Origin of the sequence: Microcoleus sp. Pol12B3, assembly GCF_036701355.1 — a bacterium.
In the GTDB taxonomy this organism is placed as follows: domain Bacteria; phylum Cyanobacteriota; class Cyanobacteriia; order Cyanobacteriales; family Microcoleaceae; genus Microcoleus.
This window is the reverse complement of sequence record NZ_JAUBQS010000054.1, coordinates 1-21,398: the sequence shown is the minus strand read 5'-3', so window position 1 is coordinate 21,398 and position 21,398 is coordinate 1. Positions and strand designations below refer to the sequence as shown.

At 45.0% G+C, this 21,398-nt stretch carries 21 protein-coding genes; 15 read left to right on the top strand and 6 right to left on the bottom strand.

From position 1 onward, the window contains the following. Positions 1-239 precede the first annotated feature (239 nt). The 3 genes from QUA53_RS22330 to QUA53_RS22320 all read left to right on the top strand — a co-directional run bounded on the left by QUA53_RS22330 (position 240) and on the right by QUA53_RS22320 (position 2,015). On the top strand, positions 240-611 hold the full coding sequence (locus QUA53_RS22330) for a response regulator (protein WP_333099847.1): 372 nt from the start codon (positions 240-242) through the stop codon (positions 609-611). Continuing rightward, positions 608-1,765 (top strand): HAMP domain-containing sensor histidine kinase, encoded by a 1,158-nt coding sequence (locus QUA53_RS22325; protein ID WP_333099846.1) that lies wholly within the window; start codon positions 608-610, stop codon positions 1,763-1,765. Before QUA53_RS22330 ends, QUA53_RS22325 begins: the two co-directional genes overlap by 4 nt. 124 nt (positions 1,766-1,889) lie before the next feature. Then, complete coding sequence (locus QUA53_RS22320; RefSeq protein ID WP_333099845.1) at positions 1,890-2,015, top strand: hypothetical protein; 126 nt, start codon at positions 1,890-1,892, stop codon at positions 2,013-2,015. A 180-nt stretch (positions 2,016-2,195) separates the two neighbouring features. Here QUA53_RS22320 and QUA53_RS22315 read toward each other — a convergent pair whose 3' ends face one another. Both QUA53_RS22315 and QUA53_RS22310 read right to left on the bottom strand, forming a co-directional pair. Beyond that, on the bottom strand, positions 2,196-3,728 hold the full coding sequence (locus QUA53_RS22315) for an MFS transporter (RefSeq protein WP_333099844.1): 1,533 nt from the start codon (positions 3,726-3,728) through the stop codon (positions 2,196-2,198). A 345-nt stretch (positions 3,729-4,073) separates the two neighbouring features. After that, complete coding sequence (locus tag QUA53_RS22310; RefSeq protein ID WP_333099843.1) at positions 4,074-5,054, bottom strand: DALR anticodon-binding domain-containing protein; 981 nt, start codon at positions 5,052-5,054, stop codon at positions 4,074-4,076. A 355-nt stretch (positions 5,055-5,409) separates the two neighbouring features. Between QUA53_RS22310 and QUA53_RS22305 the strand changes: the two genes are divergently transcribed. The 5 genes from QUA53_RS22305 (at position 5,410) to QUA53_RS22285 (ending at position 10,002) form a co-directional block, all read left to right on the top strand. After that, on the top strand, positions 5,410-6,231 hold the full coding sequence (locus QUA53_RS22305; protein ID WP_333099842.1) for a Crp/Fnr family transcriptional regulator: 822 nt from the start codon (positions 5,410-5,412) through the stop codon (positions 6,229-6,231). Positions 6,232-6,356: 125 nt separating this feature from the next. Next, entirely contained in the window at positions 6,357-7,025 is a 669-nt protein-coding gene (locus tag QUA53_RS22300; RefSeq protein WP_333099841.1) for an HAD-IB family phosphatase, read from the top strand. Positions 7,026-7,215: 190 nt separating this feature from the next. Then, positions 7,216-7,836: a methylthioribulose 1-phosphate dehydratase gene (gene mtnB, locus QUA53_RS22295; RefSeq protein WP_333099840.1), complete on the top strand. Its 621-nt coding sequence runs from the start codon at positions 7,216-7,218 to the stop codon at positions 7,834-7,836. A gap of 93 nt (positions 7,837-7,929) precedes the next feature. Then, positions 7,930-8,964 (top strand): patatin-like phospholipase family protein, encoded by a 1,035-nt coding sequence (locus tag QUA53_RS22290; RefSeq protein ID WP_333099839.1) that lies wholly within the window; start codon positions 7,930-7,932, stop codon positions 8,962-8,964. Between the two features lie 225 nt (positions 8,965-9,189). Next, positions 9,190-10,002, top strand: coding sequence for an MlaE family lipid ABC transporter permease subunit (locus QUA53_RS22285; protein WP_333099838.1), 813 nt, complete (start codon positions 9,190-9,192; stop codon positions 10,000-10,002). 170 nt (positions 10,003-10,172) lie between these two features. Here the strand turns inward: QUA53_RS22285 and QUA53_RS22280 are convergent, their stop codons facing one another. Continuing rightward, the gene (locus QUA53_RS22280; RefSeq protein ID WP_333099837.1) at positions 10,173-11,681 is read right to left on the bottom strand and encodes an SGNH/GDSL hydrolase family protein; all 1,509 of its coding nucleotides are present in this window, start codon (positions 11,679-11,681) and stop codon (positions 10,173-10,175) included. A gap of 206 nt (positions 11,682-11,887) precedes the next feature. Here QUA53_RS22280 and QUA53_RS22275 point away from each other — a divergent pair, with 206 nt between their 5' ends. The 3 genes from QUA53_RS22275 to QUA53_RS22265 all read left to right on the top strand — a co-directional run bounded on the left by QUA53_RS22275 (position 11,888) and on the right by QUA53_RS22265 (position 13,774). Further along, positions 11,888-12,232 (top strand): Dethiobiotin synthetase, encoded by a 345-nt coding sequence (locus QUA53_RS22275; protein WP_333071279.1) that lies wholly within the window; start codon positions 11,888-11,890, stop codon positions 12,230-12,232. A gap of 173 nt (positions 12,233-12,405) precedes the next feature. Next, positions 12,406-12,654 carry a hypothetical protein gene (locus QUA53_RS22270; RefSeq protein ID WP_333099836.1) on the top strand — a complete coding sequence of 83 codons (249 nt, stop codon included), beginning with the start codon at positions 12,406-12,408 and terminating at the stop codon, positions 12,652-12,654. A 727-nt stretch (positions 12,655-13,381) separates the two neighbouring features. Continuing rightward, on the top strand, positions 13,382-13,774 hold the full coding sequence (locus tag QUA53_RS22265) for a hypothetical protein (protein WP_333099834.1): 393 nt from the start codon (positions 13,382-13,384) through the stop codon (positions 13,772-13,774). Between the two features lie 108 nt (positions 13,775-13,882). Here the strand turns inward: QUA53_RS22265 and QUA53_RS22260 are convergent, their stop codons facing one another. Together QUA53_RS22260 and QUA53_RS22255 are read right to left on the bottom strand one after the other, a co-directional pair. Beyond that, positions 13,883-15,169 (bottom strand): glycoside hydrolase family protein, encoded by a 1,287-nt coding sequence (locus QUA53_RS22260; protein ID WP_333076533.1) that lies wholly within the window; start codon positions 15,167-15,169, stop codon positions 13,883-13,885. 287 nt (positions 15,170-15,456) lie between these two features. After that, a complete protein-coding gene (locus tag QUA53_RS22255; RefSeq protein ID WP_333041137.1) occupies positions 15,457-16,116 on the bottom strand; it encodes an NAD(P)H-binding protein in 660 nt (219 codons plus the stop codon). Between the two features lie 121 nt (positions 16,117-16,237). On the opposite strand from QUA53_RS22255, the gene QUA53_RS22250 reads away from it, so the two are divergent. The 4 genes from QUA53_RS22250 to QUA53_RS22235 all read left to right on the top strand — a co-directional run bounded on the left by QUA53_RS22250 (position 16,238) and on the right by QUA53_RS22235 (position 20,793). Next, on the top strand, positions 16,238-16,951 hold the full coding sequence (locus QUA53_RS22250) for a DUF1997 domain-containing protein (RefSeq protein WP_333099833.1): 714 nt from the start codon (positions 16,238-16,240) through the stop codon (positions 16,949-16,951). Between the two features lie 775 nt (positions 16,952-17,726). After that, the gene (locus tag QUA53_RS22245) at positions 17,727-19,940 is read left to right on the top strand and encodes an ATP-binding protein (RefSeq protein WP_333099832.1); all 2,214 of its coding nucleotides are present in this window, start codon (positions 17,727-17,729) and stop codon (positions 19,938-19,940) included. 165 nt (positions 19,941-20,105) lie between these two features. Beyond that, positions 20,106-20,405, top strand: a complete 300-nt coding sequence (locus tag QUA53_RS22240; protein WP_333053113.1) for a type II toxin-antitoxin system HigB family toxin — start codon at positions 20,106-20,108, stop codon at positions 20,403-20,405. Then, the gene (locus tag QUA53_RS22235) at positions 20,389-20,793 is read left to right on the top strand and encodes a transcriptional regulator (RefSeq protein ID WP_333099831.1); all 405 of its coding nucleotides are present in this window, start codon (positions 20,389-20,391) and stop codon (positions 20,791-20,793) included. The genes QUA53_RS22240 and QUA53_RS22235 overlap by 17 nt, the downstream gene beginning before the upstream one ends. A gap of 81 nt (positions 20,794-20,874) precedes the next feature. Here QUA53_RS22235 and QUA53_RS22230 read toward each other — a convergent pair whose 3' ends face one another. Continuing rightward, on the bottom strand, positions 20,875-21,312 hold the full coding sequence (locus QUA53_RS22230; protein ID WP_333099858.1) for an RNA-binding domain-containing protein: 438 nt from the start codon (positions 21,310-21,312) through the stop codon (positions 20,875-20,877). Positions 21,313-21,398 lie beyond the last annotated feature (86 nt).

Genomic DNA, 21,398 nt, shown 5'->3' with positions numbered 1-21,398 from the left:
TTAGTTTTCAATTCTATGAAATACAGTAGGGGCACAGGACACGCGGCCGTTTCCTGTACCCCAGCATATGTACTTCACTCAACTGAAAACCTATGTAATAGCTCGCCGAAAAGTAAGCTAATACCAGATAAAAAAAATCTAAGTTTAGGTGACCTCCCAACCCATATATAATCGCTCACTCCCCATTCTCAAATCTCAAATCTAAAATGGTATAACCCGTATTCACAGGAAGCTGATAAATGACTGGCACTTCAATAATTTTAGCCGTAGACCGCAATCAGCGAAACTTGGAACTATTAGCACAATTTCTTAATAAAGAAGGATACCAGATGATCGCGGCTTATAACTTTGAAGATGTTGCACAAGCTATCAGTCAGCCTGCTAGGATCGGGATGGCTTTAGTAGATATTTCTGGTTTCGACCGCCGGATTTGGGAGTGCTGCGAACAACTGCGAAATCACCAAATCCCTTTTCTGATACTCTCGCCCAAACAAAGCGCTGCCATTCAGCACGAAAGCCTCTGTCACGGGGCTCGGAATATCTTGGTAAAACCTTTGATCGTTAGAGATTTGCTGGGAATTGTTCACAGCTTGCTAGGAGAAAGTGCGTGAGTCAAATTTTATTGCTTGTCGAACAGAAAGAAAATCGCCGCTTGTTATTAGAATGGCTAGCAGTTTATTATGAGGTATTGCTGCCCAACTCAACAGATAGTGAGGATTTTTTACCATTTAATCAATCTTTTGACCTGGGGATAATAGACGGTCTTGCCCTGAAACGCCACTGGCAATGGGTAGCAGCACAAAAACAGGCAGAACACCCGGTATGCTTGCCTTTTCTTTTGATTACATCCCGCTCGGATGTAGGGATGGCAACGCAATTTATTTGGCAAAGTATTGACGATTTGATTATCGCTCCGATCGAGAAGATAGAATTGCAAGCGCGGGTGGAGATTTTGCTGCGATCGCGCCAGTTGTCTTTAACTCTCAAATTGTCTCACGACCAACTCGATCGCACTCTGCAAACAGCCCAAGAACTCAACGAGATGAAAACATCTCTGCTGTACATGATTGCCCACGACGTTCGCAATCCTTTGAATTTCATCATCGGCACTACACAACTTCTTAGCAAGTACAAGTTGACATTAACAGAGGAGAAAACCCAAGAACTTCTAGACAAAACTCAAGCAGCAGCAAAAGGCATAGATTTGTTATTAGATGATGTGCTGCTGCTGGGGCGTGTTGAGTCAGGAAAAACTGGGTTTTCCTTGCTACCGATAGACTTAACAAAGTTTTGTAATGAGTTGGTAGGGGAATTTCAGAACAGCCTGAAGTTGAAACCTGAAAATGACCGGGTGACGCTGATTTTTGTAAATCACAATCCATCAGCGATGGCGTGTTTGGAGGTAAGCTTGCTCCGGCGCATTCTGGGGAATTTGCTGTCCAATGCTATTAAGTATTCTCCCCCTAATACCGAAGTAATCTTTGAATTAAAACTTACTGAAACCGAGGCGATTTTTTCGGTACTGGATGCAGGAATTGGCATACCTGTCGCCGACCAAGAACGGTTGTTTAATTCATTTTACCGGGCTAAAAATGTCGGTCGAATTCCCGGTACTGGACTGGGGCTGAGCATTGTTAAAAAATGCGTGGACTTGCACGGTGGCGAAATTACTTTGATCAGTGAAGAAGGCGTCGGCAGTAAATTTACAGTAACGCTGCCGATCGCAAAACCTGAAAAAAAGCAAATCTCGCCTGCAACGCCTTAAACTAGATGCAGGCATTATCTTACGATATTCATCGATGAATTTGACGCCTGGGTGAGGCTACACGTGGTAGTGTGACCATGAGATTTATCCTCAAAAAACTGAATAAAACTCTCGCTATTTTACAATGCCAGAATTTGAAGAACCCTTAACAGCCGCTCGTCAAGTGATTAAATTGAGCATCGTCGTTCTAGGAGCTATTGACGAGGGTGAGAACTGGCGATCGAGCTGCGACGAACGATCGCCATCGTAAAAAATGTTGAAGGCACCCAAAAATAATTAGATGCCATACAAAACTTATCCCGAATTGCCAGACTTTATATTTCTGAAAAAAAGCGACCTAACAGCCGTCACATCTTAGATGATATGATGAGGATTTTAACACTTTAAAAATGGTTAATCAACTCTTTTCTGAATTATTGTCGGACTACAATCAATCAAGAGTTGAAGAGCGATCGCCTGAGCTTTCAGGCCCAGAGTCAAACTGTTCAACTATTAATGGTTGAAACCTGATGTTTCCAGGTTCAATTGGCACTTTTCTCCACCAAGGTGGCAACAAGAGCAGCCAAAACTTACCCAAAGACACAGAACGCTGCTCGCCAACAAAAACCAAGGGCAGGAGAGCCGCCACTCGTAAGACGGCTGAGAGGGCAAACACCCCTGGCAAGCCACCGAGATTAGTCAAAGTGGCGATAAAGCCACCAAGCGTTATTCCCATTGCCCCAGTGACACCAGGAACCGCCGCCGCGATCGCAAAGTATATCGACTGATTGCGTAGTGGTGCCACCGACATCATCAGATTACCACTGCACAGGTCGATCGCCGCCCACGTTGCACCGCCGATGATGTGCAAAAGCGGGAACCACACCCATATAAAAATTGGAGCCGTTCCAGCTTCTAGCCAGAGCAGAGGGGTCAGAGCCACCAAGATTCCCACTATTATCATGATCGGGCGGTTCCCAACCCGGTCAGCCAGTTTGCCCCAAAAAACCAGCAGCAGTAAGTTAGCACCCGCTCCTAAGCTGTTGTAGAGCGTTACCACACTGACATCTATACTTAGGTTATCCAGCAGATAGAGGTTAAAGAAGGGAGCGCTGACGTTAACGGCAAAGCTCCATAGAGCAGAGTAAAGCAAAAACTTTAAAAAATTGGGTTCCTTGAGAAAGCTAAAAATTGTTCCAATGGATGATTTTTCGCCTCTATCTGAATGCGTGACGTGTACAAGCTTTGGGTTCACATCGGTCATAAAGAACTGACAACCTAGACTGATGATGCCAAGCACAATTCCTAAAACCAAGACGGCACTGTAACCTTGGAGCCTTCCACCGGGCCAGTTCGATACCACTAGAGCCAGCAACGGCACACCAATGAGATTCGTCAAGCTGACAGCACTATTGCGAAAGCCAAAATACCGCCCGCGCAACCGCTGAGGTACTAAAACCGCCAACCAGCTCAAGAAGGAAGCACGACCTAAAGATTCTAAGACTTGAGTTACCCAGATGATTGCCAATGTCAACTGCACTAGCCGATCTCCAGCGAGCTGAAATGAGCCTCCCAACCAAATGGCTGGCACGATAATCAGCCACAGCAGTCGCGACAGTCCGAAAATCCATATTGAATACCAGTGGCGGCTCTGCAGTCGGTCTCCTATATAAGCTCCGAACGGTTGGAGCAGATTTACCAGTTGAGGAATGGAGGCGAGCATACCAATTTCGACTGGGCCAGCTCCTAAATCCAGCAAGAAATTACTGAGCAACGCGCCGCCGATGATGCTGTAAAAAAGCGTAGCGAAGACACTCTCCAAAGTTAGCGATCTGAGGCTTAACCGAGTTTCCGGTTTGGAAAATTTTAGAGGCGGATTGGTCAGAAGTACCGTCTCTGGTAAGGCTATATCCTCTTGGATTTCCTGAAGAGGGATAGGATTCGTTCCCACTAAGGTGTAATCTTCTTCTTGTGTTTCGAGCATACTGGATAGCCAATAGATGAGCTGCTACGCAGCTTAATTGTATAATATAAAGTTAAGTATTTTAAGGAGCACAGCCATAGATGCAAGCTAAAAATCATTTCTATCAAAAGCCAAAAGAAAGATTACTTAAATAAATTAGAAAAAATAAGAATGCCCAAATTACCAAAATATTATTAATTATTATATAAATAGCTAAGTTTTTATATTTTTTTCTGCGACCGTAGGTTACTGGATTATTCAGGATGAACCATATAAAATAGATAGCTTTTCAGATGGAAGAAGTCAAGGTTACTTTCGGAAACCAACCTTTATTATGAATAAAGGTTGCTAAAAATGAGAACAAAATCAAAGTTCTAAAGGAGCAAGAGCGTTCAATAACTCTTCTAAAATAAATCGCAGCAAAGATTGAGTTGCTAATATTAAGCCCAAGCGGGATTGGGCGAGTTGGCGCTGTTCTATTTTAACTTTACCCCAAATTCGGCACTGGCTGTAAAAAATCTGAAATGCTTCGCTCAAACTATCGGCTAATTTGAAATAATTGACAGGTTTTTCGCGGTTTTTTACATCAAAAGTAGGATATAAATTGTCTAGCACTGTTAACAGTTGCGATATTAAACGGCGTTCTGCTGGATGCACTAACCGCAGTCGATCGCCCTCGTCAATCCAAGGGATAGGATTTGGACTCGCTAGGGACCAAATTTGCGGCGCTGTAGCCACATCGGGCTGGGCGATCGCAATTATCCGATCGCGGTGGGCCATTCGCAGCAGGGAACAGCAGCGCGCGTGGCTGTACTGAATGGGAAACAGTCGATCGGCACACACAACAGAATCTAATATTTTAGATCCTGAAACTGGAAGGTTCGTTTGAGCTAAACGCTGCAACCAGACGGCTAAACCTGCATCAGTCAACTCCATCTCGATCATTCCCCCCGGCGCTACTTTAACGGCGAAATCTGGGTAGCACAGCGGTTCGAGTGTTTCGACCAACTCGGCGGCGATTGTCTGCGGTGTCTGCTGCCAAGTTTTAGCCAATTTCAGGGCGATCGCAGAGACGTACAGCACCCGCGCGCTATCTTTACTTCGATTTAACGGAATTATTGCACCCTTCTCAATAAGCTTGTTATGGGCGGGCTGGATGCCCACCCCACAATCCAATTCACTCTTCGCTTCACAGGCATCTTGCCTGTTCTTAAAAAGGCTGCCACCTATGGGATTTAACGGAATTTGGACCAGTGTTCCCTGCTGGGCGATCGCGCTTTGGAACATTGAAAGCAAGAAACACTTCACTGTAACTTCCGGGCACTGTGAGATCTTTGCTGTATCCATATCGGCTCATCCTACCGTAAAAGCAACTATCAACTGTGACCGCTTGCATTTTTCTTGTACGTTAAAATGCGGATGTCAGGGATAGTCGATCGCCTCCCTCGGACGGGGCTAAATCGAATTAATGGGCTTTGTAGCGATTTTGGGGCTAAATATACAATTATTTCAGACAAATTTTTTGCTGATCTCTACCATTTTGATGTATTTTTTGCTACATTTAATTTTTCGGTAAAACACAGAAAAGTCAGCACAGGTAAGAAGCGTACAAGCTCGATCGGGGGTTGGTTATCTCACTTTGTATCGCACTGCTGGCAGAAACTGTTTGTCTCACTATTAAATATATCCCAGAGCCTCACTTATGCAATCAACTTCCACACCTCTAGAGACTATCGATCGACCTTTTATCACTTGGCAGCGAATTATCGACTGGGCCCAGGAACACTACCGCTGCCGGACTTTTAGCAAAGACGAGCGGATTCCCGCAAGACCCGGACTGCTGTATTTAGTTCAGAAAGGTTCTGTGCGGCTCGTAGGCAGCGCTCAAGTTAGCGCTGCAGGGGCGAAGTCAAAATCCGCTGACAAAACTACAGAAGAAGCTTTTTTGGGCTTCGTCGGCGCTGGCCAGCCCTTTGAACTGGTTGCTCAGTCTCCTTTTACTCTCCAAGCTTACGCTCATGCCGATCAAACTCACGTAGTGTGGATGTACTGGCACGACTTGGATAATTGGCCTCACTTTCGTAGGGAAATTTTGGATGCGTTTCGCTACCAACACCAGCGGAAACTTCTCTGGCTGAGCACTTTGGGACAGCGCCGGACGATCGACCGACTGTTGGGATTTCTCACTTTGTTGATCGAGGAGTTCGGCGAACCTTACGTAGGTGACGGCGAACCGGATGTGGTTCGGGGCTACCGCCTGCCTTGGGCCTTGACTCACGCTCAAATTGGTAGCGCCATCGGCTCAACGCGGGTGACGGTGACGCGGCTGATGGGTAAGTTGCGATCGAAAGGTTTGATTAATACTGAGGATGATAATTTAATCTGTTTGCCGGCTAAGTCTAACCCCCAAAAGACAACAAACCAACAGCAGGACTTAGAAGATTCTCTGGAAGATTCTCTGGAAGATTCCCTGGAAGATTCCCTGGAAGATTCTCTGGAAGATTCTCTCGAAGAATCTGCATAAAATCCTGGGGGGAATTTGCCAACAAACAGCTCGTCACTATTAGTTTTGGGCAGTCGCGCTCGATCGCTCGACAGTGTACGATGAATTGTGTAAACTTTTCCCGTTCTCGAAAGGTGCGACTGACAATGACCGATGACAAGCAAAAATCTTCAATCTCGAACAATCAGCAACGGGTGGTATTCTGCGACTTTGACGGTACGATAACCGTTGAAGAAACTTTTGTGGCAATGCTCAAGCATTTCGCACCGGAATTGTCGTCTCAACTAATGCCTGAAATATACGCTAGAAGGCTGAGTTTGCGATCGGGAGTGCGGCAGTTACTAGAGTCTATTCCCTCTGAATGTTACGGGGAAATTGTGGAATTTTCTAGGGGAAGGCTGATGCGGCCGGGATTGTTGGAATTGCTGGATTTTTTGGACGAGAAAAAGGTAGATTTTGCGATCGTGTCCGGCGGTCTTCGGATTATGGTAGAGACGGTAATGGGCGATTTGGTCAACCGGGCGAGCGTTATTTACGCTGTGGATGTGGACGCTAGTGGCCCTCGGTTGCAAGTCAATTCTGAGTTGGAAGGAGATGAGGAATTGGTGTCTAAGGTGCGGGTGATGGCGCAGCACCCGGCCGAAGAACAGGTGGCGATTGGAGATTCGCTGACGGATTTTAATATGGCTTTGCAGGCTTCGTCGGTGTTTGCGCGCGATCGGCTTGCCGAGTATCTAGACGAACAGCAAAAGCCTTATACTAAATGGGATAATTTTTTTGATGTCTTGGAAAATTTGTCCCAAAAATGGAATTGAAACTATATTAGGAATTTCGACCAAAAAATCGCACTAGACGGTATGTGTATTTAGTAAGATGCTGATGGCTCGCCCTACGTTTAGAGCTATATGTATTGGTAAGCTTTGTACGGATTACCCTAGGTTTAGATAGGCCAGCGCAATTCCTATTAACGTAAAAAGTAGATTAAAAACTGAGGATTTGTAAAGAATGAGTGGCGATTTGAGATCGGATTTAATTGCAGCAGCCAAACATTTTTACGATCGCGGTTGGATGGTTGGGACTGCTGGCAATCTTTCAGCCCGCTTACCAGATGGCAGTTTTTGGATTACTGCTAGTGGCCGCGCGAAAGGGCAATTAACTGAACAAGATTTTATCAGAATAAACTCAGACGGCGCAATTGTCGAACAACCTGTGGCCGACAGCCGACCTTCGGCCGAAACCAGCATTCATTTAGCCGTTTACAATTGTTTTCCAAACGCTAAAGCTTGCTATCACGTCCACTCCATCGAGGCAAATTTAGTTTCTCGGCTAACAGCAGGAGATGCAGTGCCTTTGCCCCCGATCGAAATGGTGAAAGGTTTGGGGGTGTGGGAGGAAAACCCGCAAGTGTCGATACCCCTCTTTACAAATTATTTAGAAGTCCCTAAGATAGCCAAGGAAATTTGTGAATTCTTTGCCACTTGTACGCCCTCTGTACCCGCTTTGTTAATTCGCGATCACGGCATCACAGTCTGGGCAGAATCGCCAGCCGCTGCCTACAATTACGTAGAAATTGTAGAATACATTTTTCGCTATACGATCGCAGCCCGCCAATTAAATTTAGATTGAAGATTTGGGACTTGAGAGTGAGCGGTGCATGAATCCCGAGGCTTAGGGATTTGAAATTAGGAAACGAGCAAACGTCGGGAATAGACAACAGTTATGGCTAAATATACCAGGATTTTATCAATAGATGGAGGCGGAATTAGAGGAATTATTCCCGCGCAAATTTTAGTTAGCGTTGAGTCAAAGCTGCAACAAAAAAGTGGCAATCCAGATGCGAGAATAGCTGACTATTTTGATTTAATCGCGGGCACGAGTGCGGGAGGAATTTTAACTTGCATCTATTTGTGTCCCGATGCCGAAAATCCCAGCAGGCCTCGGTGGGCAGCCCAAGACGCTGTTAATTTTTCCATTAAGAGTGGGCGCGACGTTTTTCAGACTTCATTTTGGCAAAAAGTCAGATCTATAAATGGTTTGAGAGATGAGAAATATCCCAGCGATCCCTTAGAAAAATTATTTTGGGAACATTTTAGAGATTGCAAACTCAGCGAACTGCTAAAACCTTGTTTAATTTCCAGTTACGACATCGAAAGGAGAAAAGCTCACTTTTTCGATCAAATAGATGGTCAACAATGTCCCGCAGAAGACTATTTCCTTAGAGATATCGCCAGAGCAACATCGGCAGCTCCCTCTTATTTTGAGGTTTCTAAAATCTACTCTTTTAGCAATGAATGCTATGCTTTAATTGACGGGGGAGTCTTCGCAAACAATCCCGCACTTTGTGCCTATGCTGAAGTTAGAAATAAATTCAGAATTCCTGACGATAGCCCCGAAAAAAGCCCGACAGCCAAAGATATGGTAATTTTATCCTTGGGAACTGGAGAAGCTCAGAAAAAATTTTCCTACGAAAAAGTCAAAAATTGGGGTCAAGTTGAGTGGGTTGAGCCTTTAATTAATATCATGATGACTGGAGTTGCGGAAACTGTAAATTATCAACTCATTCAAATTTATGATGCGGTTGAAAGACCGAATCAATATTTAAGAATTACTCCCGATTTGAGCCACGAACAACCGCTGCCCATTGATGATGCCTCGGAAGAAAAAATATCAGACCTGCTGAGAATTGGCAAGGATCAAGCCGACAAGAATAATGAAGAGTTGGATAAGTTTATCGACTTATTACTTGCGGAGTAGTCCGAGGGTTTTAGATTTGAGAGTTTAGATTGGGAAATGAGTGATGATTACCACAGAATCAATCACTGCCAATCTAAAGTCTAAAATGGTATAGCGTACCAACCGCAGGGCAGGCAGACTGAAAATATATATTGACAAATCGTGCAATAATTGCTGTAGGATTGCCAAAAATCAGTAGGTGGCAGTGCTTCGCCCTGTTTGCAATTAATCGCGAGCCCTCAGTCAGTGGTTAAAAAACACCAAGAAAAGCACGATCGACATTTAGATGAAACCTTCAATAACAGGTGGTTTCAGCGTTTTTTTGTGACGTTGTTCCTGGGCGGCCAAGTGCTGCTACGCATACTCCAAGGCAAAATTGACCACCGCAAAATCATGGAACATTTAGTAACAGTAGGCCTGGATTCTTTCCGATCCGTGCTGCTAATAGCCTTGTTTGGGGGCATGATTTTTACCTTTCAATCCGCCCGAGAATTGGTTCGCTTTGGGGCGGTTGAGGCGGTGGGAGGTCCTTTTGCTGTGGCATTTTGTGGGGAATTAGCACCGCTTTTAACGGGGGGCGTGGTGGCGGGACAAGTAGGTTCGGCCTTTGCGGCGGAGATAGGAGAAATGCAGGTGACGGAACAAATAGACGCCCTGTATATGTTAAGAACAAATCCGGTTGATTATTTAGTAGTGCCGAGGGTGATAGCTTGCTGCATCATGCTGCCGATTTTAACAATTTTTGCGGTAGCGGTGGGGATTTTGGGCGGGCTATTTGTAGCGGTTAATTTTTATAATTTGGAACCGTCAGTATTTTTGGAATCAGTGCGGACTTTTTTGGCGCCTTGGGATTTAGTAACTGTGGCGATTAAAAGTTTTATTTTTGGGTTGATAATTGCCCTTGTCGGTTGCGGTTGGGGATTGACGACGGTGGGCGGAGGGAAAGGAGTAGGCCAAGCTGCCACGGCGGCGGTGGTAACTTCTTGGGTGTTGATTTTTATGGCGGATTTATGTTTATCGCTGTTGATGTCTCAGGAGTTGGGGATTCCTAGAACTTGATAATCTTGGCGATTATAGCAGGAGTCAGGAGTCAAGATGCTTGAATATTAAGGGTTTGAACAATCATCAACGCCCTGCGCCACCAAGGCGATTGCTATAAAAAAATTAACATGAAGATTTTTTAAACCGCAGATGAACGCAAATAAACGCTGATAAAATTGCATCAGCGTTCATCGGTTTTCATCCGCTGATATCTGCGGTTTAAAACTCTCAACTTGAGATTTTAGATTGGAGAAAGGAGGGCGATACACTTGAATTGCCTCGATTGGAACTTCCCTATCTGTTTCGGGGACGATTTCAAGGGTGTGTTTGGAGTTGCTCAAATTCTGAGCCAATGTTGTAGAATACTCGCGGCTTGAATCTGCAATTTGTGGAGGAACGTATGAATCAACAAACATTGGCCGCACCTGCCAGGAAATCTCAAAGCCTTTAGGCGTCGGTTTTTTAGAGTATTCATAAGAATTTTTAAGCCACCAGTTTCTCGGTTCAATAACGATGCGGCCGGAGTTTGAGACAAACATTTCGTCATTTGTACCGCTGCCGTCGTAACCTGTTTTAGAACCTACAACGTCAAATTTAAACTTGCTGGCGTCGCTGTTAATCTCAGTAATTACAGCTTTCCAATCTTCGACGATTAGCGGTTTTTGGCTAGATACTTGGATGATTGCCGGCCAAGGAACGCCAGGACTAGCGCTAGGTCTGGTGATGCTGTAAAGTTCAGGAAATTCTGAGGGTTTTTTGCCGTCGATCGCAATTCTAGCAGACATTGCCTTGCCGTTGAAGGTTTTATCGGCGATCGCATCTATTCTATTTCCTTCAAATTCTAAAACCAACTTGCCATCTTGCCACTTAACATCGCTGCCAACCGTATAGGTTTTCACTAAATCCTGCGGCGGTTGAGGAGAATTTGGTTTGTATCGCAGATGCGGTTTTATGAGAGCAGCTAGGAGAAAATTTCCCCAATCGTTGAGGTGAACGCTGTCGCTTAATAGCTGTTGTGGTTGCAAGCGATTGTCTTTCAAATACCTGCGCCAAGGTTCGCGAATTTCCGCGATTTCGCAGCCGTATTTATCGGCTAACTCAGGCAGCCATTGAGTAGAATGAGTGTTGTGCCATTCGTATCTTTTGACTTCTTCTGGATCGTCGCTGTTGCCTGTGGGCAGCCACTGGATGTGGTCTGAATGCAAGAGTATTTCGCTAGCAGTGCGGCTGCGGACATTGGCAACTATGGCTTCGTAATCTTCACCGCCTCCGTAGACGTGAAAAATGAGCAAGTCTGGATAAAAAGGATACAAATCGTGTTCGCTGGGACGGATTAAAATTGGGGCGTCAAATCCTCCGATTCCCCGATTTTCCACAATCAAATCTGCATAGGGAAATCGCTGTCTCAAATCCTTCACTACATCTTTCCACCAATCTTGCTGAGTAATGGATTGACCGTAGAATAGGATGCGTACTTGGCGGCGGTCTGTTGGAGTGCTAGCCGCAAGTAGCCCCATCGTCCTTTGAATCCTCGCTCCAAAAGTAGCATTATTTGCAATAGGAGCGGGTGGGGGGAATGGCGTATCGGCAGCTATTTTTTTGATAAGCGGAACTAACAGAAAGCTCAGACACAAAAAAAGCAGCCACAAGTAGCGATAAATCTTGGATTTTCTGCTATTTCCTTGGTGTTTTGCCATTGTTTGATTTTTCCCTGTCCGTTTCACTTCGATCGAGGCGACTGTGGGATGAATGCTACGCCTCTATCAGTAGCTGTAGCTTGCTTATGGGCGGGCCTCACCAGTAGCTGTAGTTTAGCCTGTATGGAAATATATTACCAAATTGAGCGAGACAAAAAGTGATATAATGCCAGCTAATTAATTGCAGGAGATCGATCGCACGTCAAATGGATTACAAAACAGCCCGCAGTTTTCTGATCGACCAAGGAACCGCTCTGGAAACCAAGAAAAATCCCGACGCCTTCCTGATGCGTCTCAAACAAGGTCAACCGCCCGTACCCGGACAGGTGACATCGATTTTATTAGCTTTAAAAATATTGTTTGACGGGCTGCAAGAATCTCCAATGCTCGATCGACAATTAATCTCGGCACTGCATTTACTGTCAGTAGAAGGTTTGCAGCAATTTGAAGCTGGACTCCGCAGAGGAGTTTCTTGGCCACCGCTGCTGAAGGAAGACTTAAATCGAATTGCGATCGCAGTCAAGAATATCTTTTCCGGCGTCTGGCAATAATTAGCTCGGCAACCACGGCTCTCTATACCCACGGCCAGCAAACTCAATTTTTTTTATACATTTTTTTTATACATTTTTTTGTAAAATTTTATGTTAATCTTGCTACATTTACCCTCAAATTGTGGCATCTTAATATAAGAATCGCTTCTAACCAGCAATTGGAGAAATTTCTCATGAACGCGGAAGAAAAAGCTAGACAACTAATTGCACGAGAAAGGCAGCATAGCGAACACTTGCACGAATCTATGCTCAACCGTTCCTCCCACGAGCTAGAAACACATGGCGAGGGAATTGCTGAAGAAAAAGCCCGAGAATTAATGGCTCAAGAAAGGCAGCACAACGAACACGTGCACGACTCTATGTTAAGCCGTTCATCCCAAGAGGTAGAGGCATCGATCGCACCCGATGACACTAACAAATAAATTTTGTTAACACAAGACTTACGGACACAAACCAAGAAACCTGGTTTTTATACCATTTTTCATACCATGACAAAGGGCTGTAAAAATGTTTTTGTATAAACAACCAGGTTTCAGCGTCCCGGAAGAGTTTAGTACAGAAAAACTCTACTCAAATCAAGGAAGATGGTAGGTGCAATCAAAACATCCCGTGCTTGGTTGACAGCCACTATCACAAATCTCCATGTACCATATATAGCAATAGAAAATGCCAAGTTCTACTGATCGCGAAAGCTTTCGAGGGATGCCAAAAGACTTGGCAGTCCCGCAAGGGTAGCAGACACCAAAGCCTCATCTTTGTAAACTCGCGATCGGAGAATACGGGTACTTTTAGACGCAGAGGTTAAAGATCCTCGCCGTTGGGAATTTCCGGTTTCAACCCGCCCTAAATTATTTGTTTCTCCCGTCACGCAAAACATAGCAGTATCCTCTAAGTATCGTCAATTAATTCCTAAAATATGCCCGTAAATTTTCTCACGGCTTGCTGTATGTTTCTATTATTACTCAGATAGGTGACAGAGATAAAACTATGAAATAATTATTCACGATAGCTAGGGATCAACTTAAACAGCTTAACAACTTTTATTAATTGGTTACACGCCGCACGTTTGTTTGAGCCGATCGCCCACAACGACATAGACACCACGCAGGAAAAGCAAAATCACCGATTTCACAAGAGGAACCCGGATCAATGATGCTAACTCTTAGTGCAGCAACACTTATAAGTCAAATCAGGCCGACTGTCGAAAGCTTGCGCGACGGAGACTACCGCTACCGAGACTCCTTTGCGATCGATCGACCTTTCAGAGAAATCCAATTTCGGAAACAAGACAGATACATCACCGGCAGCGATTCAGACAAACGCACGGGCAAAAGTTACTGCTTCCGGGGAATCCCCCAGCAGAACAACATTATTAACATCACGGTAGCGATCGAAATTTCCCCAAAAACAGCACAGAAAACCGAGTGGAAATTAGCACCGGGAAACCCCATTAATTTCGACAGGCTTTATCCGCTGCAAGCTGGACCGGGATTAGAATTGTACAAATGTTTGACAGCATTTTTACCAAACTTGAAGGGTTAGTTATTCGTTACTTTTTAGTGGTTATTTCTTAATAGCTTTGGCTGGTTAATAACCAATAACAGGCATTAACAGTTAACAGTCAACAGTCAACCGTCAACATTTAACTCCTTAAGAACCAGCATTTTCCAATTCTTCCCGCAGCATTTCCCGGTAGACTTTCGGCAAACGAGAACTCATAGAATTGTTCTCAATTCCATATCCCAAACTCGTCCAAGTTCCCGAAAGCATCCGCAACACGTCGGTTAATCTTTCCTGCCGCAACATCTCAGGAATATCAGCTTTCCAAAACTTGCGATCGCTCAACCAAGCATAAACCACAGCATCCTGATCTTCTGGTTCAAAACTGTAATCTTCCCAGAATAAAAAATTAGCACGACGCGCCTGATAGCGTTTAGCCTTCTCCTTCCAAGTCGTAGTCAGAAATTGATACCTGCCCGCAGCGGTAGTACACTTGCCTCGATTCGGGCCATTAACAATCTTCACGCACCAGTCAGGATGGCGGCTCAAATCTAATATATATTTGCCACCGTAAACAACGTGATAAGGTCGAGCAACATTCGACTCGCTAGCAGAAATAGTTCGCATCAGCGCCCGAATGTAAGGATCGCCGGTTTTCATAGCCAGCGGCGGCAATTTGCCCACTCCACTTACCGACTGCGACAACTGCTGATTTCCCCGCAAACTGTCAACCACAAAAACACCGCCGCCAATCACAGCGCCGATTAAAAGTATAAATCCGAGGATTTGAATCTCCGATTGCCTTAGCAAACCTCTTTTTCGACGGCCAAATTTCTCAGCTTCTAGCCAAGTCATTTCCATTTCCGAAATTTCGGCTAATTTTCGAGCCACCCGCATCCGGCGCACCCGGAAATCGTATTGATATAGGGGGGCCGCTAACAGCGTTAAACTCGATAAAACCCCCGCCAATTTGAGCAGCCAGAAATCTAATTCACCTGCTATGGCAACATTTGTCAGGGTAGATATTCCTGTTAATAACTGGGCGGGATCGATCGATCGCGCTGGCCAATAAAAAATCGCAAGTTGCACCAACAGCGACAGATTAAAGGCAAAAAAAATCACTACAACAGCATTCAAGCCTTCTCGCAAGTGCGATCGAATACCAGTGTGCCTGCGCTTGAACTTGCGCGCAACGCGAAAGCGCCCCGGCAGCATAATTAGTAAGGGATTTAAGATTTTGACTGCGAACAAGTGAAACACAAAAAACACAGGCAACTGAATCAGCCAAGCCGCCAGCAGTAGAGTCAGAAAGCCGATATCGTCGCTGACAAAAGGAATGCCCCTGCGAAGGACAAAACTAAAACTCTGAGCGAGAGCAAATGCCCTTAACCACGAAATCGGATAGGGGAACCAAGCTGGCCACTTGAGAGTTTTCATGCTGGGAGAGAGAAATTTCAACGGCGAATGGTAAAACTATTAAGATTTTGCCAGATTTGGCGATCGGAAAATTGTTGTAGGGTGCGTCACCCCCAATCTTTGACCCAAATCACATCTTGCACCATTCTCGATAAGCCTTTTTTGGGCGGGCAGGATGCCCACCCCACAAGAAAATGCACTTTTTGTGGAACAGGCATCTTGCCTGTTCTTGACAATGGTGCAACATCTCAGATCCAAATCAAAGTGTTTTTGTTCTGACGCACCGAACTCAAGCGAGGCTAATTCAATCAAATCACACTGGCAAACAACTCCTCAAAACTCTTTTGCGGAGCCTCCGACTTCGCCACAATTTCCACAACCTTGTTGCGAGAAGCCGGCTGAAACAGCGCCTCCACGCACACTTGGGCTACCTTAGTGCGGGGAATGCTGCTCTCAAACATTTTGTCCGCACCAGTCATGACGATCGCATCTGAATTATCCTCATTTTTCAGACCGCCGGGACGGACGATCGTATAAGTCAAACCGCTTTTTTGCAAATACTCCTCGGCTTGCTTCTTCCAAACCAGAATCAGCCAGAACAAATTCAGCGGGTGAAAAAACTGAGAGACGCACAGAGAAGTCACCAGCACAAAATGCTCAATGCCCTTAGCCTTAGCTGCATCCACCAAATTTTTAGTACCTTCAAAATCCACCTTGTAAGGCGCTGTCGGGTCAAAACCAGGGGCCGCCCCTGTCGCACACAGCAATACCGTACTATCGCCGATAGCATCGCCCAGGGAAGTCGCATTTAATACATCCCCGGTCACTAACTCAGCCTCTGGTGGTAAAATTTGTCTAGCTGTGTCTAGATTTCGGACTAAGGCGCGCACGGGAATACCTCGCTTGACTAATTCTGCGACGATGCGTCGGCCAGTCTGACCTGTGGCTCCTGCTACAAATGCTTTCATAAGTCGAGTTATGCTGGATTAGGGTAAGTTTTGTTACTATCAATTTCTCAATTGTAGGGAGGAAACTCCCTTAACACATCCCCAACCGGATCGATTGGCGTGTATAACAGGAGAGCATACGATGAAGCAGGATTCCGCTGAATATCAAACTGTTGAAGCTTCTGACGAAAATTACTACTCAGATGCGAGTTTCCGACAGCCCGAAAGTGGAAGCGCGGATGCAGCAGAGGAAGTTGAGCCGATTTGGTTTCACACGCATTTTGAAGACAGCATGGAGATGTACGCCGATGCGGAGACGGTGGCGAAGCATTTGAACAACCACAAGACTTGGTTTTGCCAGTGCGCTTCGCCGATGAAGGCCCAGCCGCTTGGCGAAAACGGCTACGATTTATTAATAGGGCGTTTTGGGGCTTTCGGCTACCGTGTTGAAGCGAGAATTGGTTTAGAGTTGCTGCCGCCGGACGCTGAAGGCTGCTATTTAATTAAGACTATTCCGGTTCCGGATTATACCTCGCCTGGGTATGAAGTGGATTTTCGATCGGCAATGAAGCTAGTGGAGATACCGTCTCAGGAGTTTGCCGCCGATTGGCCGAGCTCGGAACGTGCTAAGCTACCGCCTGCGATTACCAGCGCTACGTGGAAGCTGGATTTGGCTGTGGGGGTTTGCTTTCCCAAGTTTATTCGATCGATGTCTCAGCCTTTGATAGAAAAAACTGGCGATGCGCTTTTGGAAAAAATTATCAAACAAGTTAACCGGCGCTTGACTTATAAAACTCAGCTTGTTTTTCACGAAAGTTTGGGCATTCCTTTTCCGAAAAATCCTAAGAAGCATTAGAAACATGAACAATACTTGCGCTCTAACTCACATTTGTAGGGTGCGAACTGCGCGCCTTACAATTAAGCACGATCGTAATAACTCATACCATTGTAGATTTTCGACTTCGGTGTGAGGGAGCGGTCGCACAATTTTAGATTAAATTATTGGTAATAACTGATTGTGTATGGGTTGGGATCACGGGCATATAGTTGCTTTTTTGAAACTGATATCACTGTCTCCGGTTGCTCCAGGCGCGCCTTATCCCTATGTTTTTGAATCCAACACTTGCTTGAGCAGTTAATTCAAATAACCAAGTTATTGCTAATAAAAATTAAGGGTAAGGTCATGATGGCATTTGACATATAGCAATCCTTGCAGGAGTCGTATTTTTTTTGCCTCACCCCAACCCTCCCAGAACCCGCTGGGATCGAGTAAGAAATTCACCAATTATTTAGGATTGCTATATGCTGATTTCTTATCGCCGGAATTAGTTTTTATTATGATGGGTCAATTTAGCACAGGGTTGGACACAATAATTTAAGCCAGATGCCATCAACTTCGACAGCATTGTTATTAAAAAAATCTGCTTCTGTCATAAGGATTTCCCTCCTTATTGCCTGATGATTAAGCAATGTAGCCGACGCAATTCAAAGCGGGTTCCAATCGCCATCGGAAACCAGCAAGTGTCTCAGATCACAAGGCCGATCGATCCCCCTCACTGCCCAAAAACCTAAAATTATGTCACCTTAAGTAAGGGGTTATAAAATAACTCTTGCCATATCCCTAGAAAGTTATGACAACGAAACTAAGAGCTACACACACAGAGAAAATGGAGAGAGACTTGCACCAGTTGAGGGCAGACCAAGAACTGATTCTCAACCAAGTAGACAATGCGATCGCTCTGTTCGACTCGTCTGACTGCTTAGTTTTGTTTAACAAAAAATTGGCCGGAATGTGGGAACTGTCCCCAGAATGGCTGGAAACAAAGCCGAAGTGCCACTTGCTGTTTGCGGAAATTGTCGATCGGGGTTACTTATCTGTTCAACAGTGGCAAGACTTTCAGCAAGCACTCGAAACATCTAAGCATGAAAGCTTATCATTTTATTTCGAGCAATCCAATGCCGTTTGTTTGGAGGTGTGCGCCACGATTACCAACAGTGGCGGACGGCTGTTTACCTTTCGAGACGTTACGGTATATCAAAACTCCCAAGCTAGTTTGAACGCAGAAGTCAGGCGGCTGAGATTTCTTTTAGGTTTAACCGAACGCCTGCAAAAGTCTGACAGTTTGCAAGAAATAGGTCAGTTTGCCCTCACCTATTTAGTAGAGGCAATGAATGCAGCTTTCGGAGATGTCAAGGTGATTAACGGCAAGGGAAACGACCGGCAAGCGGCGGCGATTTCCAACCAAATTTCTAGTCAATTTTTGGCTACTTACGGGGAACCAGTTGTCGCAGCAATGCAAGAATTGCTCGACAAAGGTATTCCCTACGGCATCGGTTTGCTGTGGGAAGTGGTGAAAACTGGTAAACCTTTGTTCGTAGAGGATTATGCCCAACATCCCAATGCCGTGCCGGAATTTCGGCATCCGGGAATCGGACAACTGGGCATTTTTCCGATCGCAGCCACCGACGGTACAATTATCGGCGTACTGACGCTGGAGTCCCGCAACGTCAAAAAACTGCAAACCGCCCTCAACCAAGAAGTGCTGGAGGCTGCTTGCCGGACTCTGGGGGCGGCGATCGAGCGGGCTCAGACACAAGAAAACCTGCGCCAAGTTAACGAACAATTAGAGTATTCTTCTCAGTTGAAATCTGAGTTTTTAGCCTCGATGTCCCACGAATTGCGGACGCCTCTGAACAGCATTCTGGGCTTTTCTGACTTGCTGCTGCGGCAAACAGCCGGACAGTTGAGCGATCGACAAATCAACTATGTAGAACTGATCGAAAAAAGCGGTCAGCACTTATTGCAGCTAATCAACGATATTCTCGATCTTTCTAAAATAGAAGCGGGTAAAGTAGAACTAAACTTACAGCCTGTTCGCGTTCAAGAACTCGCGACAGACTGCCTGAAAATGATGCAACCGCGGGCAGACAAAAAGCGAATCGGTTTGTCTTTAGAACTCGACAACCGTATTACTAAAGTTTGGCTCGACGAACGGCGAGTGCGACAAATTGTGATTAATTTACTTTCCAATGCCATCAAATTTACCCCCGAACAGGGACAAGTTAAACTCAGCGGGCGTCTGGCCTACGGCAGCGAAATAGACGGCGACTACCGACCGGATTGTTCTCCTGTAAATGCCAGCACTCCTTATTTTTGTTTTGAGGTGAAAGACTCCGGCATCGGCATTCCTCAAGACCGCTGGCACTTGTTATTTAGACCTTTTCAACAGGTGGATTCTTCCCTGACTCGGAGGCACGAAGGTACAGGTTTGGGTTTGGCTTTGACTAAGCGATTGGCAGAATTGCACGGGGGAACTGTTTCTTTTCAATCTGTTTGCGATCGGGGAAGTCTTTTCCGGGTTTGGCTGCCTTTAACGGAGATGCGTCAACAGTTGGGAAACTTTGCTTCTTGTGCTTTGGATACGAAGTTAGTTCCTGCTTCTGCGATTGCTTTACCAATTGCCAGGAAGCGGATTTTGGTTGTCGAAGACCAGCCTTTTAACCAAATGTTAATTTCTGAGGTGATGGAATTGGAGGGGTATGGGGTAGAGATACTCGCGGATGGGAAGGCGATGGCCGATCGTATTCTCGCCGCCTCTGCGGCCCCGGAGTTGCTGCCGGATTTGATTTTGATGGACATTCAGTTACCGGATGTTGATGGCTTTGAGTTGATGCGCCGAGTTAAAGCAGATCCTGTCTGGGAGTCAGTACCGATGATTGCGGTGACGGCGATGGCGATGCCTGGCGATCGCGATCGATGTTTGGAAGCTGGCGCTTGTGGTTATTTGAGTAAGCCGCTGGATCTGAATTTGACGATCGCTACAGTCCGTTCTTTTCTCACTTAAACAGCATTTATAAAAAGCTTCTCAAAGTAACTCTTAGCTTGCGCGGGATGAGAAAAGCTTGTCCATCAAAGTGCCAATAAAAATTTGCTTGAAATGATTTAGACGCGCTATATAATAGATGATGACGGGATTCAGACATCTAGAAAATATCATAATGATAGCTAAATGCACGTTATCAGTCGGAAAAAATTAAGAGACTACTGCCAAAGTCACGCTGATTCCTGCGAAGCGCTCGATGACTGGTATAAAATTGCCAGTAAAGCAGCCTGGACTAATCTTGTTGAAGTTCAAGCTGTTTATCTCAAAGCTGAAGCAGTTGGAAATTTTACAGTTTTTAATATCAAAGGAAATAAATATCGCTTAATCGCGAGTATTAACTATGAAAAGCAAATTATTTATATAAAATACGTTTTCACTCACGCCGAGTATGACAAGGAAACCTGGAAAAATGACTATTACTTTTGACCTAAAAATTTACAGTAGCTTGCTCTCTCAATATCAGCCTCGAATTATCAAAACTGAAGAGGAAAATGAGATATTTTTGGAAATTGTTGAAGAATTACTCTCACGTCCAAATCTGACTCCAGAAGAAGATGCGCTGTTGGAACTGCTGGTAAAACTGATTGAGGATTTTGAAGAGCGGCACTATCAACTTAATACATCAACGCCAAAGTCAAGGCTGCTGCATTTGATGGATGCTCGGAGTCTAGAAGCAGAGGATTTAGTAGAAATTATGGGTTCGAGTGAGGCGGTAGTTGAGGTAATTAACGATCGGCTAGAAATCAGCAAGAAACAAGCTGAGGCTTTGGGGAGGTTTTTTCACGTCGATCCGGGGTTGTTTTTGTTCAATTAAGCGATCGTACTCTGTAGTTTCCCGGAGGGCGATCGCATTCAAGTAGATTGATTTGATGAAGGTGGGGGCAATCTCGTCTATTTACTTGAAGAGATTGTAAACTGCTGATATCTGCTCACCAGCTACTTCTTGCGGTACATCTTGCGATTTCTTTTCATGTCCATCACGGATATACAGCTTACCTTCATACCATGCTGGCTCATCACCAGCCCTTACTTCAATCATTAATACTGTGTGATCCATATATGTGATGGGAGTTACCTTTGTATTAACCGCTGTTTTTAACCATTCAGGTAATTTTGAAGCACGAATTTTTCTAGTAATGAAAAGAACGTAATCATCAATGTCAGTTCCTTTAAGACCTGCTTCTCTCTCTAAACCCACGATACCAAATGAGTAAAACCGAGGGGATACAATATTGTCTAACCTTTTAATACGTTGAGTATCTTTTTCTTTGTCAGACACGCCGATAAATATGTACCCTTTCTGTCCTTTGCCTAAGTTTGCCATTGCAGCAATATTTTGTAGCCCACATTCCGCAGATATTTAAGCAGAGAGAAAGGAAGATAGATTCGGCAACACAAAACCCCCAAACGATTGCTGTG

What these genes read in the sequence shown, in the direction of transcription:
- QUA53_RS22330 (WP_333099847.1), top strand. Translation starts at nt 240, where the DNA reads ATGACTGGCACTTCAATAATTTTAGCCGTAGACCGCAATCAGCGAAAC.
- QUA53_RS22320 (WP_333099845.1), top strand. Translation starts at nt 1,890, where the DNA reads ATGCCAGAATTTGAAGAACCCTTAACAGCCGCTCGTCAAGTGATTAAA.
- QUA53_RS22315 (WP_333099844.1), bottom strand. Translation starts at nt 3,728, where the DNA reads ATGCTCGAAACACAAGAAGAAGATTACACCTTAGTGGGAACGAATCCT.
- QUA53_RS22310 (WP_333099843.1), bottom strand. Translation starts at nt 5,054, where the DNA reads ATGGATACAGCAAAGATCTCACAGTGCCCGGAAGTTACAGTGAAGTGT.
- QUA53_RS22305 (WP_333099842.1), top strand. Translation starts at nt 5,410, where the DNA reads ATGCAATCAACTTCCACACCTCTAGAGACTATCGATCGACCTTTTATC.
- QUA53_RS22300 (WP_333099841.1), top strand. Translation starts at nt 6,357, where the DNA reads ATGACCGATGACAAGCAAAAATCTTCAATCTCGAACAATCAGCAACGG.
- mtnB (WP_333099840.1), top strand. Translation starts at nt 7,216, where the DNA reads ATGAGTGGCGATTTGAGATCGGATTTAATTGCAGCAGCCAAACATTTT.
- QUA53_RS22290 (WP_333099839.1), top strand. Translation starts at nt 7,930, where the DNA reads ATGGCTAAATATACCAGGATTTTATCAATAGATGGAGGCGGAATTAGA.
- QUA53_RS22280 (WP_333099837.1), bottom strand. Translation starts at nt 11,681, where the DNA reads ATGGCAAAACACCAAGGAAATAGCAGAAAATCCAAGATTTATCGCTAC.
- QUA53_RS22275 (WP_333071279.1), top strand. Translation starts at nt 11,888, where the DNA reads ATGGATTACAAAACAGCCCGCAGTTTTCTGATCGACCAAGGAACCGCT.
- QUA53_RS22270 (WP_333099836.1), top strand. Translation starts at nt 12,406, where the DNA reads ATGAACGCGGAAGAAAAAGCTAGACAACTAATTGCACGAGAAAGGCAG.
- QUA53_RS22265 (WP_333099834.1), top strand. Translation starts at nt 13,382, where the DNA reads ATGATGCTAACTCTTAGTGCAGCAACACTTATAAGTCAAATCAGGCCG.
- QUA53_RS22260 (WP_333076533.1), bottom strand. Translation starts at nt 15,169, where the DNA reads ATGAAAACTCTCAAGTGGCCAGCTTGGTTCCCCTATCCGATTTCGTGG.
- QUA53_RS22255 (WP_333041137.1), bottom strand. Translation starts at nt 16,116, where the DNA reads ATGAAAGCATTTGTAGCAGGAGCCACAGGTCAGACTGGCCGACGCATC.
- QUA53_RS22250 (WP_333099833.1), top strand. Translation starts at nt 16,238, where the DNA reads ATGAAGCAGGATTCCGCTGAATATCAAACTGTTGAAGCTTCTGACGAA.
- QUA53_RS22245 (WP_333099832.1), top strand. Translation starts at nt 17,727, where the DNA reads ATGACAACGAAACTAAGAGCTACACACACAGAGAAAATGGAGAGAGAC.
- QUA53_RS22240 (WP_333053113.1), top strand. Translation starts at nt 20,106, where the DNA reads ATGCACGTTATCAGTCGGAAAAAATTAAGAGACTACTGCCAAAGTCAC.
- QUA53_RS22235 (WP_333099831.1), top strand. Translation starts at nt 20,389, where the DNA reads ATGACTATTACTTTTGACCTAAAAATTTACAGTAGCTTGCTCTCTCAA.